The organism is Pontibacter pudoricolor (genome assembly GCF_010092985.1).
In the GTDB taxonomy this organism is placed as follows: domain Bacteria; phylum Bacteroidota; class Bacteroidia; order Cytophagales; family Hymenobacteraceae; genus Pontibacter; species Pontibacter pudoricolor.
The window spans coordinates 3,415,698-3,432,417 of the sequence record NZ_CP048106.1 but is presented as its reverse complement, the minus strand read 5'-3'; the positions used below and the strand labels follow the sequence as shown (position 1 = coordinate 3,432,417).

Below are 16,720 nucleotides of genomic sequence, written 5' to 3'. Positions count from 1 at the left end.
CCAGAACGTCAATATGATTGAATGGCCGCAGGCACAGATGCTGCCGGTATCCCTGACTCCAGTACCTACAGGTAGGTATGGGTGGTATATCTTCGTAGGTGTAATACTGTTGCTAGCAGCAGTCTACTTCTACATGCACCGCACGGAAGAGAAAAAGCACTGGAGGAGGGTGCCCCTGCACTTGCGTTAATAAGGCAGACATAGTGTATTGGTAGTGTATGCAGCGCGATAAGCCGTAGACACTACCAGTACTTTGTGGTTACTATAATTATTTTTAGAAGTCGGGCTTGTAAAGGGTCAGTCGCTGGGCAATGGTCTCCAGCATTATCTGAATTTCTGCTGGCTCAGGCAACGTGCCGTATACCAGCGAGCGGAAGTCTTGCTGGTAAGCACTTGCCAGCACACTCCAGGTGGTTGCCACATCTTTAAACAGCATGCAGCTGGCTAAGGGCTCTGCGGCCCAAGGCCCCTGAAATTCACTGTTACGAGCGTCATCGGCCTGTACTGTTTGCAGAATCTGGAAAAATTCATCCTGCTGTAGGAACGTCGCTAGCGCAGGTACTTTTAATAACGCATACAGGTCGTAGACATGGCGAATTTTGCTGCGCAGCTCCGCGATGGGATCTTCGGCGTAACAGGCACGGACTAAGGCCAGCACTTTCTCTGTAAACGTGCGCTCCAGGCTCACCACGTTCACTTCAAATTGTTCCAGCCCATACTGGCGTACCAGGTCGAGCAAATCACGTTGCGCCAGGAATTGGGTAATATAGGTGGAAATACCCATGCGCTGGTGCGGGTTAGGGTCCGCAAAGGCATTGATCTCCACCAGTACCCGGCTGGTGGCCTGTCCGTAATCCCCTTCTCCAGTTGCCCCGTAGTCGTGCAGCGTTTTGCGAAAACGAGACCCTTTGCTGGTAATAGCCGGATCCTGGACTTCTTGCATATCTAGTGTGATTGCTTTCGAGATTTTGCGGATGAGCTGCATGAGCTGGTTACCAGTCATGCCTGCCGGCACATTAATAGCCAGATCAATGTCTTCAGAAAAACGCTCGATCAGGTGGTAAGCCTTGGATAAGGAAGTACCGCCTTTAAAAATAGCCTGCTCGACATAAGGGGAATGGGCCAGCCTGTAGAGCACCAGCGTGACCCAGTAATCTTTTTCTACAAAGATGTCTCGGATTTGCAATGCCTGAGCTGTAGCCGTGATGGCATCTCGAAACACGCTTGGGTTATGGTGCAGGTTCATCTAATGTTCCAGTCTTTTGCATTGGGCAATACCGCTTCCGGGATACCTAGTTTATAGCTCGTCAGAGGATTCAACGACTGCTTCAGCTTAATTGCTTTCTCAAGCTGCCCTAGTTGCGCTAATAAAGCCCCTAGCAAGGCCCGGGTTGCCGGGTTATAGTCCAGTGCTAGCTGAACCAAACGCTTTTGTTCACGCTCGGTTAAGGCTGTCAGGTGCTTGCGTAGAATAGCTATAATCTGCGCACTGTTCCGGTCTGGAATCTTTTTGAAATCGCGTAGTGCGTCCAGCAACTGTAACTTGTCAATGTCGGGGGCTTTAAAGTCAGTTGGACTTTGCATGAATCGGACCTTTGTTTTACCGAAGCGGGCTGTCCGGCGCTGCTTTTTGGTCATCAGCGTCACTTCCTGCGCTACTTGCGTGGTTAAACCCAGTTGATTGTAGAGTCCGATGCCACTTTCGTAGCCTTTTACCTTGCTGCCTGATACTTTTAACTTGTCGATCAGGACTTTTTCTGTTGGCTGTATGTTGCCAAAGATCGTTTCCTTGGGCTTGTAGTAACGACCTCTGCCCAGGCGCTCAAGCATGCCTTGCTTGGCCAGACGGCTTAATGCGGCTGCTAAAGCTTCAAAATGACTGTCTTTTAGCTTGAAGTCCGCATAGGTAAGCAGCTGACCCGGAGGGGTCTGCTTTACTTTCTCTCTTACCAGTTGCATGATACTCTTCATGTGCGAACGCCCAAAGTGGCTTTAACCTTTCTATAAAGGTAAGTATACGATTCATAATTTGTCAAGTTTTTTCGTTACTAAACTTGACAAATCGTGAATTGGTTAATGCTTTGTAATTAGTAAATATTAGGGTATAAAAAGTAAATGTATAAGCTGTCAATAGCCTTAAAATATACCCGCTACAACAACTTAACCTAGATCAGCTAGTGCTTCTCGGTATGTTTCTATCTCAGTTTCTAACTTAGAAAGGGCATGATCAATTTCATACTGAGACTCCTCGAATTGAAAAACTTCTTGATCTATAGAAGCATTTTCAGCTTCGAGCGTGATTTTGATCTTTTCTTGGATCCTTCCTTTTAATGCGGTCAGCTGTAAGTTTAACCGAGAAAGCGCATCATTACTTTGTTCAATGGGACTTGAATAACTAAGTATATCTTCTTCTTTAGAATCTATCAATAGGTAAACATTATTCTTAGTAAAGGCTTCAACAAAGTCACTTTCAGATGTAATACTTCTTAATTCAAATACACTGAAAAGCGTATCAACGGCCGATTTAGGAATACATTTCATTTTTCGCCAGCTCTCCCTTAAACGATGGAAATATGCATCTTCACAAGGCAAGATATGGTACGTTGTATCTGCAATTCGAAGGGACTCTACTTTTGGTAGAAGTGCCTGCATGTGGAGCAAAGCATTTCTACCACTAGTAGCATTTTGAAGCTCTAATTGGAGCTGTTTAATAGGATCTGAAAAAGTAGCACGAAGGGTATTTACTAAAGCATATTTGTTAGGAATAGGAGATGTGTAACTTTCTCCTAAGATATAGCTATAGGCTTTTTCAGTATAACTAGTTAAATCAGCTAAAACGGCTGTGTTATTGGTAAGCTTATCCTTCGCTGAACTTATTTTTAAGCCAAGTATTGTTTTCTTCTCTTTAAGATCTTTTATTTCTTCATTCAGATCAGAAATCTGGTCACGCAAGCGAGTATACTCTAATTGCAGTCTCTGTTCTCTTTCTCGTTGTTGCTCCAGAAGTTTAGCCTGCACAATTTGCGCTTGCTCCACTGCTAGTCTCTTTTCTTCCTCCTTTTCAAATCTGATCTTCTGTTCACGAGCAATAGCCTGTGCGATCTTATGCTTTTGTTTTTTCGAATCGTGAAAATATACTTTTAGATTATTCGGATCAAAGGTTAAGTCTGCGAGGGTAACATAGGTCATTACCCAACGGTCACCTATTTCTAATCCGTTTTGGAAATAATCCTTGTAATAACACTTGAGAACTAAATCATTTTCAAGATTTGACTTGTCGATGCATTCTTCATCAAATACAAATGCGTTATGGTGGTTAGTGAAAATTACATCATTATATGTGAGCTTTCTGATTTCATCATCGAGATTAAATTTATGAAATACCCATAGCATATAGAAGCCTTGCTCTTTGTAAAAGTGCTGCCTTTCGGTAATAACACTTAACCAAGTAGTAGAGAGCTGAAGCTCGATAGCTATGCGCATCCCCCTAAAGAAGGCATTGATGTCTGGTTTACGCCATTCTTTTTCTAGCTGCCTACCTTTGATGACCTTCTCTATTTCAATATTGGTAACTTCATTTTTAGATGCACCATTTTTAGTTAGATAATGCGCAATCAGTTCTTTTAAATGTATGTGTAAAGCGCTTTCCTTAGCACCGTTGTACTTTATGCTATTTACTTGCTCTTGGGTATAGTTATTGTTCGTCTTGATGTGGCAAGCTGCACTATCTTTCAGATGTGCAAAATGAAAGCTATCCTTTTTACGACCATTGACAAACTTACCACCCCTAATCCTTATGTTTTGTTTGCAATAGTAACAAACAAATAGCGGCGTTCTAAATCCAGCTATAGCTCTTTGTAGTTCAGATCGGACCTCTGTTACCTCATCCAACGGCTTTTTGAAGAATTGATAAGCATCTACTTCTTCTCCGGTCTCTAAGTTTAAAACCTCCTCAATTGTTAGTTTTCTTGACGATTCCATATAGCTATTATAGTAAAATGAATAAAAAAGAGGCCATAAAAGATATAAAAAAGAAGCAAAAGAAGCTTTAAGAGATAATAGTTTTAATTAATATAGTGCTAGAAATGCTATAGTTGATTAAAAATTGCCGCCTTCTGCAAAATCAAGCCGCAGCGATACACCAATATGTTTGGGAAGCTGTGAGTAACTGACAAAGTGTGCCACCAAACATAGTATTTTAGAGGGCCAGGAATTAATGGCTCTTACCTTTCAATTTTCAGAAACACAAAAATTTAAAGACTGAGTCAATATCTGTATTCAAAGATATTTGAATATTGATTACATTTAAGTGACCTTACCTTTAGCCAGTTTACCAGTTTAAATAAAGCAAATGGATAACTTTAATTTCGATGCTTTTAAATCTCAGGAAGAGAACTTAGAAGCATTCTTCAACTTTTGCATTCAAAAAGATCCTGTTTTAGGGAAGATTATTGCTGATAATAAGGACCTTTTAACAAGGGTAGATGGCGATGCATCAAGTTTGAAAACTGAGTTCAGAACAAAAGTTGCCGAACAAGTTTCGGAGGTATATAAGCAGTCTGAATAATGAAAAGGTATTTCTTAAGGCAAATCGAAATAGAGGGCTTCAGGGGCATAAACAATGAAAATCATCCGTTAAAGTTAAAGATTGCACAAGATAAAGTTTGCTCAATCTTTGCCCCTAATGCATCTGGGAAGAGTTCAATATTCGATGCACTTTGCTTTTCCTTCAAATCTGAGATTTCTCGCTTTAAGAATATACAGAATAAAGAGAACCCAGGAGAATACTATATCAATCACTTCCATTCTACTGGTAGATCCGCAATAAGGATCAATTTGCAAGCTGATGATAGCAGTGAGACAGTTGACATCTTAATACAGAAGGAGAGGTCAGGAGAGCGTACCGTTACTTCTCCAAATCATCCTGAGCCAGAGGAATTACTTAAGTCTTTGAACCACGATGGGTTGATGATAGACTATGACTTATTCCGATCGTTCATTGACAACAGACCATTAGAAAGAGGACGTTCTTTCTCAATGCTTATCGGTCTTTCTAAGATTAGTGCCTTAAAGCAAAGGTTAGATGCCCTGTCTAATACAAAGAACATAAACACCGATCACAATTACGATACATTAAAGACAAAACACCAGGCTAAACAAGATGAGTATAGAAAAACTCGCGATACTATAATTGAGACATTAGGGAAACTTGAGTTAGCACATTTAGACCTAAATGATATTCCCAAACTTGAGTATCAGGCAATCTCTGTATTGAAGAATATTTCCATTTTCAAAGACATACTTACAGAAAATGAATTCAAACACATTGATTTTGACAACCTTATAAATGTTCTGAAGAAAACTGAAGGTAGTAAGCTTCAAACTGAGTTCATAAAAAAAGATAACCTGAAAAGGGAAATAGAGAGAGTATTACCTGACAGCATTGACATTGAAGCTGGACAGCTCGAAGAGTTGGCAAAATTGGTTGAAAGCAAACAAAATCTTTTAAAGTCAACCTTGGGGAAGGAATATCACACACTCTATAAAGCAGCCAAAAAAATCTTCGAAGACTTAAGCTATCCAAAGACTACTTGCCCACTTTGCGAATCAGCTGATTTAAATTTTGAAGGAGCTCCGCTCTATGACTCTGTATTAGCCAAGCTCGATTCGTTCGAGCGAATAGATCAGACAGACAAGGATATTAAAAGACTATGGAATTCTTTCACGGGTAGGGGGAGGCATCTAAAAATACAGAGTTTGTTGACTGCTCATTCCATAAACGCAATAGCGGAAGGCGATTTCATGATTAGCTCAGAAAAGCTAGATCAGGAATCATTCATGTCGTTGACGCAGAAGTTGCAAGCCACTGATAAGCTAATCCTAGAGCAGCAAAAACAGCTTAACATAGATATAAAAGAAATTAGCGATAAGCTTCCAGCTTCAATCACGGACACTGTCCAGAAAATTACAGACGTACGCAAATTGGCAGAAGACATTGCTCATCTTGCGAAAGTCAGAGATGAGGGAATAGAGCTTAAAATGCAATGTGAGCATATAGAGCGTTGGAAGGAATTTATTAGTACTATATCTTCCCAGATTACCCAAGCAGAAACAGCTTTAAGCCAGGTGATCTGCTCTGAAATAGAAGAAGACACCCGTAATTTCTTCCAAAGGATCATAAACAGCAATAGAGTTATTCCTAGTCTAAAGCGGGCTACAAACAAGCAGGACTTGGACCTTGTACTCGATTCATTTTTTAGCACTACAAATCTTTACGCCTCCCCTTTATTGTCTGAGTCCTACCGTAATGCCTTCGCTGTCTCTGTTTATCTGGCAGCTTTAATTAGGAGCAAGCCCAAAGCAAGGTTTTTGATCTTGGACGATGTCACCTCAAGCTTTGATGCAGGAAACCAGCTGAGCCTAATAGAACTTTTATTTTCAGACATTTCAACTGCTAATAATCCCAATGGATTGCAGATAATAGTCTTAAGCCATGATGGGCTTCTTAAGAAGTATTTTAACACCCAAGCTTCTGGATTAAGTGAGAAATGGCAGCATTATGAGCTTGGCGGTGTGGCCCCAGAAGGACGTGTTACGGCTAACTTAATCGGGAATGATAATTTAAGGAGTAAGATAGTGGAGAGCCTGCAAGCAGGGGAATCTAATTTAGGAGCTTTGTTAATGAGACAGTATCTGGAATTAAAGATAATGGAGGTGATAAAGAAGCTAGATATTCCTGTACCGTTAGATATTGCCTTGAGAGAAGACTCGCGAATGATAAGCGATTGCTTAAAAGCAATCAATTCTCACATTCAGCTAACACATCAGGCTAACATCTGTGTACTTGAGCAACAGCAATTGGACGCTCTCCAAAATACAGTAATCCCGTCAATCATGTCAAACTACTTAAGCCACTTAGAGACAAACTCGATCCTAAGTATTAATAATCAAACGTTACTTGGGTTAGTTACAAGGATTGATGAGTTTAGCGAAGCATTCAAATATACAGATGATAAGGGTGTAAGAAAGTACTATAAATCACTTACAAAGGTGTGATAAACCATATTAACACAAGAATAATTATAAGGCTGATTTTAAAGCTTAATCTGTTATAAAGACGATAAGTTATCTATTTAATATAAGTTGCCTATCATTTATCCAATGCCAAGCCGTCAATACAGTATTTTGATCGAAGCGTTTTTTCTTGTCTGACCAAGCGTAAAAAAGGTCTAGGAGTTTTTCTTGAGTAAACTGTTCATTTTTTTCAGTAAGTTCCCAAAAGCAAGCAAGAAGCGTCGCAACAATTTCTGTAAAATCTGTTTTTTGTTTCCTAAACAGATCTATGATGTACTTAATTTCGTCTATTGATTCCTCAAAATAAGTCTCAAAGTAAGATTTGTATTTATTTACATCGGGTAACGGAACATAAATTGATTTCGTGAAGCCAGCCTCATTCCTTTTCTCAACGGTAAACCATTTCTGCTTTAGGAACTCCTTTTCAATACTATGCATGAACTTGTTATCAAAAGGTCCTGCAGCCTGCTTACTGTAGCGTTGCTTTAAATTCATTTTAGCCACATGTTCACAGAGGTAGACCATCTTTTGGAATTTTATTCTTCCGAAAGTAGGTTCATGATGTAGCTCAAAAACAATTTCAGCTGCTAGTACAGCCCTTTTAAAATAAATTGCGCTTTGATGCTTTTTTTGCTGTTTTTCAAAATTCTCTAGCGTTTCACGCTCGTTTAGCTCCTGTACAGAGCTTGGGGCAATCAATCCGGCTAGCATAAGGCCTTTCTCAAAATCTTCCATTGAGAAAAGCTTATTTTCAGGCTTGGTTAATTTCATCAATTGCTTCCTTTATTTTACTAATAGCACGCTCTCTGATTTTGCGGATAGTTGCTTTTTTAACTCCTAGTACCTCTGCCAAATGCTCATTCACATCATCTGGCAGGTATTTGTGATGCTTTTTATATTCAAGATCAGTTAAGACAACTTTTTGTTCCTTTTTGTTTAGCCGATTAAAGATTTGCAAGGTAGCTTCACGGATTTCAAGTAATTTCTCTGGTGGCAGCCCCTGCTCTGGAGGGCAAAATAAATCATCAAAGTAAGTTTTATGTACTTCTGCACCGTTTTTTTTCTTCTCACCGTTGTGATGATCATTGAATAAATTCGTTGCAATTCGGTACAAATAAACTAGTATTCCTTTCCTTGAACTCGGGGCTTTTACTTCGTCTGCCTTAAATGACTTGTACTTTCGTGCATTCTCAAATGTTTTATGTGCGATTTCTTCCCCAAGATGTTGGTCTAGCTTACGTTTTTTGCAAATCTGAAGGCACTCCTTTCTTACCTCAGGTAAAAATCTTTGGACGAATTCTGAATAAATCTCATCGTCGCTTTGCTCACAACACAAAGCGACAAGTAGGTCAACATCAGAAAGTAAACTTATTCGGTCGGATTTTACCAGTTTCATCTCTTATACGAAGAAGCGTGACATATACTTCAATGTCACGCTTTATAGTAGTACAGGTGAGGCAAAATAGTTAATTCCCTTTAAAAGGAGAAACAGCCAAAGAAAATATAGTTTAATAATAATATAAATCCAAAATGGAAAAAAACGACAAACCAGGCCATAACAAGCCAGACAACACAAATGGACAGCACAATCAGTTAACAGTACAAGTCCGTTACCAAAGTGAAGCTGTTTCGGTAACAACCAATATCAATGCATCTGTTACTTCTTTGCTAGAAAAGGCGATAGTAGAAACACAGAACAATTCAGTACCTAAAGAACGGTTTCAGCTAAAGCTGGATGGTACTGTCTTGGATCCAAATAAAAAGATAAATGACTACCCTATCAACAATGGTTCGCTTTTAGTACTTACGCTATTAGCTGGTGGTGGGGGAAATGGTTCTATTTGCTAAATAGTTCAGATGGAGTCGTCACTGATACAGTATGTTGATCCGGAAGTAACGCATCAAAAGTTCCAGGAAGAATTAGAGATATTTTTTAGCCTAAGAGAAGAATACCGGAAGAAAGGGGTATTGCTGCTTGAACAGCAATACCCTGATCTTTACTTTGCTTTTGCTGCTCCTTCTCTATATCCGATGCCAATCGTTTTTGCTGTACGCATTAACTTTGTTAATTATGATGTTCAGCCGCTCTCAGTGAAATTTGTTCATCCACTTACGTTAGAGCCTATAACTATTGAACAAGTTCATACGAATCTACCTAGGAAGCTAGTAGGGGCACCTACCCCGCAGGCCCTCTTACAGGCAGATTTAAATAGGATTCCATTCTTTTGTATTCCTGGCGTTCGGGAGTATCACAACCACCCTTTTCATAACGGTGATTCCTGGTTTCTGTACAGAAAAAAGGGAGGTGAAGGATCATTATGTTTTCTACTGGATAACCTAGAATTGTACGGTACAAGTTATTTGACAGCTTATACATTTCAGATTAACCTTAACATGCAGATACCTAACCTACAATTAGGATATAACCCTGAAGACTTACCTTTATAATTCATTATCATGGAGCCAATTGGATTAATGCATATTGAAACAGTTCTGATACCGCGCGAATTTATTGATAGTGTCTATAAAGAGTTTCAAGACACTGGTCAAGAAGGCTTCGAACGTCTCGCACTATTTGCAGGCAAGAAAAGCGGACCGGAATTTTCTGTTACCCACTTACTTTATCCCAAGCAACAGTTACTTAGAACTCCGGAAGGACTTTCATTTCAAGTGGATGGAGAAGAATTAGAGCGGATTAATGAATGGCTATTCCAAAACTCCTACAGTCTTATTGCCCAAATTCATAGCCATCCTTCGGAAGCATACCACTCGGAAGCAGACGATGCGTTAGCCATTATTACAACTTTTGGTGGTTTGTCTATTGTAGTTCCAGATTATGGGTTTAGTGACAAAAACCTTGCACACAGCGCCTTCTACCGCCTTTTACCAGATACAGGTTGGACAGAGCTTTCGCCAAATCAGGTCACATCGTTAATCAAAATCACAGACTAATGCCACAAGCCAATTTCTTTGATAAAATAAGCCTAAGTGCTGCTCAACGTATAAACGGATATGACCGCTCCGCATTTGAAGATAAGTTACAATCAAATTGCATCGGAATTGTCTACGGAGACAATAGCCTTGAAACTGCTGAAGGAAGATCTGCTCTTGACCTGACAGTACGGGTCTTAAGTAGACTCTATCCAAACTTAAGATTTTTTGATCTTTCTAAAGGTGTAGATGGTGATAGGTATTCAGGCAAGCTAAAGGACCTTGCGACAAATATTAATCCTAATATCAATTACAGTGATGAACAAACACCGACTATCAACTTGGTAATTGGGGAAGTACCAGGTTTTGATGCACAGCAAACTTGTATTTATATCGGTTCACAAAATTGGGTAGCATTTTATTCGTCGAACAAGGCACAATCGTGCCATGACACTAACAATCCTTTCGGTGCCGGCTGCGCTGTTTGTTTTGGGGCTGCTAATGTGTTCCGTTATATCTTCAGGGAGGAACTAGGTAATGCTTCACCTGACACAGAGTTTTGTTTTTCTGCATTTAGCCAAAGGCTTGTAGAAAAGGGGGAATTCGAGCCGAATTTGCCATCTTCCTTATCTGTTGATTTTACTTTAATCGGAACTGGTGCTATCGGGAATGCAGTGATTTGGAGCCTTTTGGAGCTGCAAGGGCTGTGTGGTAGAATTACAGTAGTAGATGATCAGACTGTAGCACTTTCTAATTTACAGCGCTATATATTAATGCTGCAAGAACATGTTGAGCAACAAAAGGTTTCTGTAATTAGAAATTTACTTGAAAAGCACAGTGAGCTGCAGGTCGAACCCTTGCAGTTAAAATGGCAGAATGCGGCCAATACTTTAGATAAAGAACAAATCAAGTTAGTTGTAACTGCAATCGATACAACGCAGGAAAGATTGGAAATCCAAAGCCTTCTCCCTAAAGAAATTTTGAATGCATGGACTAGTCCTGAAGGAATTGGTATCTCAAGACATCTAAATTTTACAGAAGATGTCTGTTTGAGCTGTTTATACTTACCTAGACACAAAATAAAAAGTAATTCTGAAAAGATCGCAGCAAGTCTGGGCAATATTGCTTTGGAACCATTTATCAGGCAGTACTTAGCTAATAACCTACCAATAGATGATAATTTCGTGACTGAAATTTCTCAGCAGGTAAGTATTGATGCTCATCTGCTTTATACTTACATAGGCCAACCCGTAGAGATTTTTTATTCTGAGGCTATCTGCGGCGGCAGGGTAATACAGAGTGGAAGTAACGAACAAATGAATACCGATTTGGAAGTACCTCTTGCGCATGAATCAGTCTTAGCTGGCTTACTTTTAGGTGCTGAAGTAGTTATCCAATCAGCCCAGTTGCGGGAAACACAAATCGAGCCGCTCACTAAAATAAACATGATGCAGCCGATTTATAATAATTTGTTAGAACAGGAAAGTAAACATTATTCTGGACTGTGTATTTGTCAAGATCCTATTTTCACAAATAGATATAGGGATAAGTGGGTAAAATAATTGCTGACACGCTTAATAAAATGATGGAGGCATGGTAAATTGTTGAGCAAAGAATTCTGAATCTAATTAACCTATCAGCAAGTGCCAAAAGTTAACAATAAAGGGCAATATAATAGAGATGCTTTATAAAGCCATAAGAGTAGTGGGAAGATTTAAGGCCCCTTACCCTTTCCAGCAAGCCACAAGCATGACCTGTATCTAGTCCGCTTGGCATACCATTAAGTTTCACTATCGCTCATTCAAGCTATTTCTGAAAGTCAGGGAAGTCATCTGAGAAGAACTCGATCAGGGTAACGCCCAGATAAGCGCAGAGGGCTTCCAAAGTAGAAAGCGTAATGTTGGCCTTACCTGCTTCAACACGCGCGATGTGGATGCCAGTGTCTAAAAAAACAGCTTCCAGGGTCATTCCCCGCTTCTCACGTAGCTGCTTTAAGCGCACTGCCACAGCCTGTATCAGTCTTTCGTTTCGGATTCTTGCCATCGTCAGGCGCAAACTGGCGAAAGCAGCAAAATTTTATAATGACATATATGTCATTATAAAAAGAAAAGCCCTACATTTAAACTAATGAAAAGTAGTCGTTCACGCTTGAGCTATCAACTCATGCAAACGCTTACCTGAGCTCACTAAACACATAAATATAAAGACCTCAATAAGAAAATGGTAAACACACAAACACTCACCCCAGACGAAGTCTATGACATCATTTATATGGCCCACATGGATGCCTGCATGAATTATGAACAGCCATTGTCTCAAGAAGAGGCAAATGACTACTTAAGTCAATATCCGGAAGTTCAGGATGCAGATGGCAAGAAAGTAACCTTTCAGGCCACGTATGTACCTGTAGAATGTGAGCAGCTGGCCTTTAACGAGATTATTCAGCGTGAGGAGATCTTAGCGTACTTCCAGAATGGCATGGTCACAGATGAAGACTTTTTAAGGATGTGGAAAGTATACAAAGGATAAAAAACGTTGATCAAAATGAGCGTGGTTACATCAGCCGATTACGCTCATTTTGAAAATGCATTAATTCCTTTATATAACGCCTTCTGCTGCAGGTAGCGCATATACTCGTAGATTTTGCAGCTGACGGGAGATTCATGCGAATTCAAAGCCTTTGCTTCTTAGATTTGGTACTTGTTAGGAAATACCTATCATAGCGAACGGTGGCAATAGTAACACTGCTGTTAAAACAGGCTTAGAGCAGCATATTATAACGACTACCCAGCAGCTAATAAAACGGAGATATTTTAATACAGAATAGCCAAGACTAAACAGAGCAATGATAGAGTATGATTCACGACCATTGCTTAACAAGAGTTACAACTAGCAGCAAAGAAAAAGTAGCAAGCGCATTCTGGAAATGTGCCGGCAAGACTGGACATTTATAAAAACACAGCAATAGATTACATCTTTTCCTTATACCCTTGAAGGGTTGGCTAACCAGTACAGTTGTGACGTTATGGGTATGGAGCAAACCGCAATGCATACCTGTACAGCAGAAATCCCATGTAGTCTCTGTCATCATCCCGTGCCAATAGCTAACCGTCGGGCATTAATGCCATGCGCGTAGCAGGCGATCATACTGCCAATTATGATTAGTTATATTAATTTACCTGCGTGTTAATCACAAGACTTTGTTTGCCTTAGAACAACAGAAAGCCTTCACAAGGCCTATTATAAACATTAACCACCCGAAGCACGACTTTTTCTCAAAATTATTGGTCTACTTTCCAAGAGTTTACCCGAAGCTGGCACCCTCTACATTATTCATCATAGTTCACATCTCTATGCTTCTAAGAACGATACATGATTTGATTATTCCCTAGAAACAAGGGTAACTTTTACCATCTGTAATGCTAAAAATGAACCAATTGCCGTCATAGATTGGCCATCAAGTGAAGGTGAAAATTCAAAAAAGACCATGATGAACTACAAACGGCGTCTGATGCTAAGGTCCTAAAAATGCATTGTTTACTTTCAGTTCTTCCTAATAGCTGGGAAGAGATTTTTGCAGCTACTCAAAAGAGAGATCCTATCAGCTTTTATAGAGCTGATACAATACAATTACCTCAAGGAAATATTATTATACTTAAGCCAACTTATTATTCTTAAAGACAAGCTTATCCTTCTAAACCGGTAGCTGAAATGCTTTGTATCCAAAAGATTTAGCAGTATTTCCTAGAGCTAGGAGTACACTCTAAAACTTGCCTAAGTTGTCGCTGAAAGGTTCAATTAGAAATTCTTAATGAGTCTACACCTTCCCTTTTAGATAAGTTAATGCCTGTAATAAATACAAACTCAAAATTTTAATAGTTGATTTTGTAAACAAAATATGTTAACTTTGGGTATAACAAGTATATATACTTGTTATACTAGTAAAAACTTTAATATAAAGTATCAAAACACCTATAAACACCTAATTCTATTGCTTTTATAGAACTATTTCGCTAACTTTGCAGTAAGTATATATACTTACTGTATGGCAACCATATCAATATAGCTATGCCGGGTAAATCAAGGTTCGCTATTGCTGAACACAATATAAGATCTTTCTTCCATCAGGGGGCAAAAAAGGTGTTTACCAAAGAGCAGCTGGATGAGATCTTAGAAGAAAAGAGAATTAGTTGGAGACTACCCCTCTCTATATACAGAGACAAGTTTATTGATCAGCTTCTTAAAAGGGGTATCCTAACGAGAATTGAGATTCCTTTTGATGGTTACATTTCAAACAAAGAGCGCTTTATAGTAGAAGGGGCCTCTATACTGCAAATAGCTTCTTCACTTGTTAGCAAATCATATCTGTCTCATTATTCTGCTGTATGGATAAATGGCTTAACAACACAAATTCCCAAGAATATATATATAACATTCGAACAAGCTCCCAAGCAAAGTGGTGAAAGAAAGTTATCACAGGAAGGTATTAATGCAGCCTTTTCTAAGCCTCAACGAAGAGCATCATCTAGTGCCAGTTACGGAGATTATACTTTCCTTGTCCTTAATGGCATGTTTACTAACCGGCTGGGCGTATATTCTGTAGACCATATCTCTGTTACAAATATCGAGAGAACGCTTATCGATATAACAGTAAGACCAAGTTACGCCGGAGGTGTGTTTTCAGTCTTAGAAGCATACAAAAGAGCACTTGAACAGGGTGTCTCCATAAATAAGCTCATTGCGATATTAGACAAGATGGACTTCATATATCCTTATCACCAATCTATAGGTTTCTATTTAGAGCGAGCCGGTTATAATGGGAAGAAGCTTGAGGAACTACGTAGCAGAAGCAAGAAGTTCGATTTTTACTTAACCTATGAAATCGCTGAGAAGGAATATGCGACGGACTGGAGGCTTTATTATCCTAAGGGAATGTGATACTTTCAAATTTCTCAACAACATAATTGAAATAGAAATCAAATTCTCTCAACGCCTCCGTTTGTGATACTGTATCCTTAACGCTGTCCCAGTTTTGGAAGTGAATGGTTTTATTATTCCTTATCTCTTGTATAAATTCAACAGGTACTCGTTTGGCGTCAAAAATATGTTGCAAGAGCTGTATGTTATCTTTAGCATCGACCACAACACCGCAAGACTCCATAATTAAATAGATGTCATAGAAATCTCTGGCTCTGGCCCTAGGTGTGTGCGATTTTATTACCTCAGCATATTGAGGAAGCTGCTGGCATATAGCTCTCACTTTTTCAAACACGATCATCTCTGGAGTGTAGACATAAATTGTGTAGCCATCTACATCAATTGCTGTCTTATCAGCGACATATTCAAATTTACTAAACTCAAGCTCAAATTTAGTAGAACGATCAGGCTTTAAAGGCACAGCTAACCTCCTTTGAAGGTCAAAGTTATTTGCCTTCTCAAATACCTGCTGCTCTACTACCTTAAAAGTTACAAGGTAGCCACCCCAAAAATCTGCCACCGGTTCCTTAACAGTTTTGGGCTTATGAATAAAATTGTAGTCAATTACAACGTACCCGTTCTCAGAGAAAGTTTGGACCAAAGTCTTATGAATTCTTTGCTTGACTGATTCCAAGTCATCTTTAAAGTCCCCGTCCTCTATAGAGAAATCTAGATCAAAGGATGTTCTGGAGACAGACTGGGTTGAATGATGGTAAGCTATATCAATGGCATTACCACCTTTTAGAACAATCGTCTCTATTAAGTCGTCATCGGAAGCAAGAGCAACTATTGCTAAACGCTTTATCTTATTTACTATCCCTATATCCACACTAAGGTATATTAGCTAGCAATTTAATAAAAAAGGAAGATATTTTATGCAGTCATGGGAGCGGCACTATTACAGCGAATTTACAAACTTGGATAGGGCTAGGACAAGGTAAAACTACACTCGTAAACATGAAATTACCTATAGCAGCAATAGCAGATTAAAATTGTGTTTGAAGACACTATTTTAATCTGCTATTGCTGCTTAAAAAGAATGTTACTGAATCAATCACCTAAACCACATCGCCTACAACATATGCAACTGATGCAATTGAATTTATTTTATTGACTTAGTTGCATAATAAATTTAAGATTGCATATATTTGCTACATGCAAAATATCCATAGCAAAATTAAATCTATTCGACTAGCCAAAAATCTAAAGCAAGAAGATATAGCTATCAAGCTAGGCATGAGTAAAGCTAATTATAGCAGAATTGAAAAAGGAGATATAACACTTTCACCTGAGAAACTCGAAATTCTACAGAGCGTTTTCAACATGACAAGTGAAGAAATTCTCAACCATGAGACTGCACAAGAAAGATTGGGCTTACCAAACCATGGAGCTCTTGAGGAAATAGTAAAGCAACAGGCCGCTCAGATTGAACGCATGAAGTCAAATTCAGAAAATCTGCTAGAAGCTCTAATAAAACACTTCCAAAAGCCGATCACCTCATCGAAACTAGATAGTGGGAATGATATACCAAATGCTATAGCCTCTGTCTTTGCAATTGATGGAATAGACTTCATTTTGAACAAAGATAATATTGGAGAAGATCACCCTCTTTTAGCTGCCTATAAGCAGTATAAGATCAGCCTACTGGGATATGGCATTGGTCTATTTTTAGATGCTTTGATAAAAGAAACATCTAAAGGTTTACAGAAAAAGGACAAAGAATAACGCAACCCATCAT

At 39.2% G+C, this 16,720-nt stretch carries 16 protein-coding genes; 9 read left to right on the top strand and 7 right to left on the bottom strand.

Annotation, left to right across the window (positions count from 1 at the left end):
- Positions 1–274: 274 nt before the first annotated feature.
- From GSQ66_RS14920 to GSQ66_RS14910, 3 genes are all read right to left on the bottom strand, one after another.
- Complete coding sequence (locus GSQ66_RS14920; RefSeq protein WP_162428199.1) at positions 275–1,246, bottom strand: nucleotidyl transferase AbiEii/AbiGii toxin family protein; 972 nt, start codon at positions 1,244–1,246, stop codon at positions 275–277.
- A complete protein-coding gene (locus tag GSQ66_RS14915) occupies positions 1,243–1,971 on the bottom strand; it encodes a DUF6088 family protein (protein WP_162428198.1) in 729 nt (242 codons plus the stop codon). The genes GSQ66_RS14920 and GSQ66_RS14915 overlap by 4 nt, the downstream gene beginning before the upstream one ends.
- Before the next feature lie 189 nt (positions 1,972–2,160).
- A complete protein-coding gene (locus tag GSQ66_RS14910; protein ID WP_162428197.1) occupies positions 2,161–3,981 on the bottom strand; it encodes a DUF6035 family protein in 1,821 nt (606 codons plus the stop codon).
- Positions 3,982–4,351: 370 nt separating this feature from the next.
- On the opposite strand from GSQ66_RS14910, the gene GSQ66_RS14905 reads away from it, so the two are divergent.
- Positions 4,352–4,567, top strand: coding sequence for a hypothetical protein (locus GSQ66_RS14905; protein ID WP_162428196.1), 216 nt, complete (start codon positions 4,352–4,354; stop codon positions 4,565–4,567).
- A complete protein-coding gene (locus tag GSQ66_RS14900) occupies positions 4,567–7,056 on the top strand; it encodes an ATP-binding protein (protein WP_162428195.1) in 2,490 nt (829 codons plus the stop codon). The genes GSQ66_RS14905 and GSQ66_RS14900 overlap by 1 nt, the downstream gene beginning before the upstream one ends.
- 69 nt (positions 7,057–7,125) lie before the next feature.
- On the opposite strand, the gene GSQ66_RS14895 is transcribed toward GSQ66_RS14900, so the two are convergent.
- Positions 7,126–7,845 carry a hypothetical protein gene (locus GSQ66_RS14895; protein ID WP_162428194.1) on the bottom strand — a complete coding sequence of 240 codons (720 nt, stop codon included), beginning with the start codon at positions 7,843–7,845 and terminating at the stop codon, positions 7,126–7,128.
- Positions 7,826–8,470 carry an RNA polymerase sigma factor gene (locus GSQ66_RS14890; protein ID WP_162428193.1) on the bottom strand — a complete coding sequence of 215 codons (645 nt, stop codon included), beginning with the start codon at positions 8,468–8,470 and terminating at the stop codon, positions 7,826–7,828. The genes GSQ66_RS14895 and GSQ66_RS14890 overlap by 20 nt, the downstream gene beginning before the upstream one ends.
- Before the next feature lie 134 nt (positions 8,471–8,604).
- Here GSQ66_RS14890 and GSQ66_RS14885 point away from each other — a divergent pair, with 134 nt between their 5' ends.
- Genes GSQ66_RS14885 through GSQ66_RS14870 form a run of 4 tightly spaced genes read left to right on the top strand, consistent with a single transcriptional unit; the run spans position 8,605 to position 11,567 of the window.
- Positions 8,605–8,922 (top strand): ubiquitin-like domain-containing protein, encoded by a 318-nt coding sequence (locus GSQ66_RS14885; RefSeq protein ID WP_162428192.1) that lies wholly within the window; start codon positions 8,605–8,607, stop codon positions 8,920–8,922.
- Positions 8,923–8,931: 9 nt separating this feature from the next.
- Positions 8,932–9,522, top strand: coding sequence for a putative metal-binding protein (locus GSQ66_RS14880; RefSeq protein WP_162428191.1), 591 nt, complete (start codon positions 8,932–8,934; stop codon positions 9,520–9,522).
- Positions 9,523–9,531: 9 nt separating this feature from the next.
- Positions 9,532–10,026 (top strand): MPN domain-containing protein, encoded by a 495-nt coding sequence (locus tag GSQ66_RS14875; protein WP_162428190.1) that lies wholly within the window; start codon positions 9,532–9,534, stop codon positions 10,024–10,026.
- Positions 10,026–11,567, top strand: a complete 1,542-nt coding sequence (locus GSQ66_RS14870; RefSeq protein WP_162428189.1) for an E2 ligase fold family C protein — start codon at positions 10,026–10,028, stop codon at positions 11,565–11,567. The genes GSQ66_RS14875 and GSQ66_RS14870 overlap by 1 nt, the downstream gene beginning before the upstream one ends.
- Before the next feature lie 244 nt (positions 11,568–11,811).
- On the opposite strand, the gene GSQ66_RS14865 is transcribed toward GSQ66_RS14870, so the two are convergent.
- The gene (locus GSQ66_RS14865) at positions 11,812–12,048 is read right to left on the bottom strand and encodes a helix-turn-helix domain-containing protein (RefSeq protein WP_162428188.1); all 237 of its coding nucleotides are present in this window, start codon (positions 12,046–12,048) and stop codon (positions 11,812–11,814) included.
- 267 nt (positions 12,049–12,315) lie between these two features.
- Between GSQ66_RS14865 and GSQ66_RS14860 the strand changes: the two genes are divergently transcribed.
- Both GSQ66_RS14860 and GSQ66_RS14855 read left to right on the top strand, forming a co-directional pair.
- Entirely contained in the window at positions 12,316–12,534 is a 219-nt protein-coding gene (locus GSQ66_RS14860) for a hypothetical protein (protein ID WP_162428187.1), read from the top strand.
- Between the two features lie 1,539 nt (positions 12,535–14,073).
- Positions 14,074–14,943 (top strand): type IV toxin-antitoxin system AbiEi family antitoxin domain-containing protein, encoded by an 870-nt coding sequence (locus GSQ66_RS14855; RefSeq protein WP_162428186.1) that lies wholly within the window; start codon positions 14,074–14,076, stop codon positions 14,941–14,943.
- Here the strand turns inward: GSQ66_RS14855 and GSQ66_RS14850 are convergent.
- Positions 14,930–15,811: a nucleotidyl transferase AbiEii/AbiGii toxin family protein gene (locus GSQ66_RS14850; RefSeq protein ID WP_162428185.1), complete on the bottom strand. Its 882-nt coding sequence runs from the start codon at positions 15,809–15,811 to the stop codon at positions 14,930–14,932. The two genes, GSQ66_RS14855 and GSQ66_RS14850, sit on opposite strands and share 14 nt — an antisense overlap.
- Positions 15,812–16,137: 326 nt before the next feature.
- Between GSQ66_RS14850 and GSQ66_RS14845 the strand changes: the two genes are divergently transcribed.
- A complete protein-coding gene (locus tag GSQ66_RS14845; protein WP_162428184.1) occupies positions 16,138–16,707 on the top strand; it encodes a helix-turn-helix domain-containing protein in 570 nt (189 codons plus the stop codon).
- Positions 16,708–16,720: the final 13 nt, after the last annotated feature.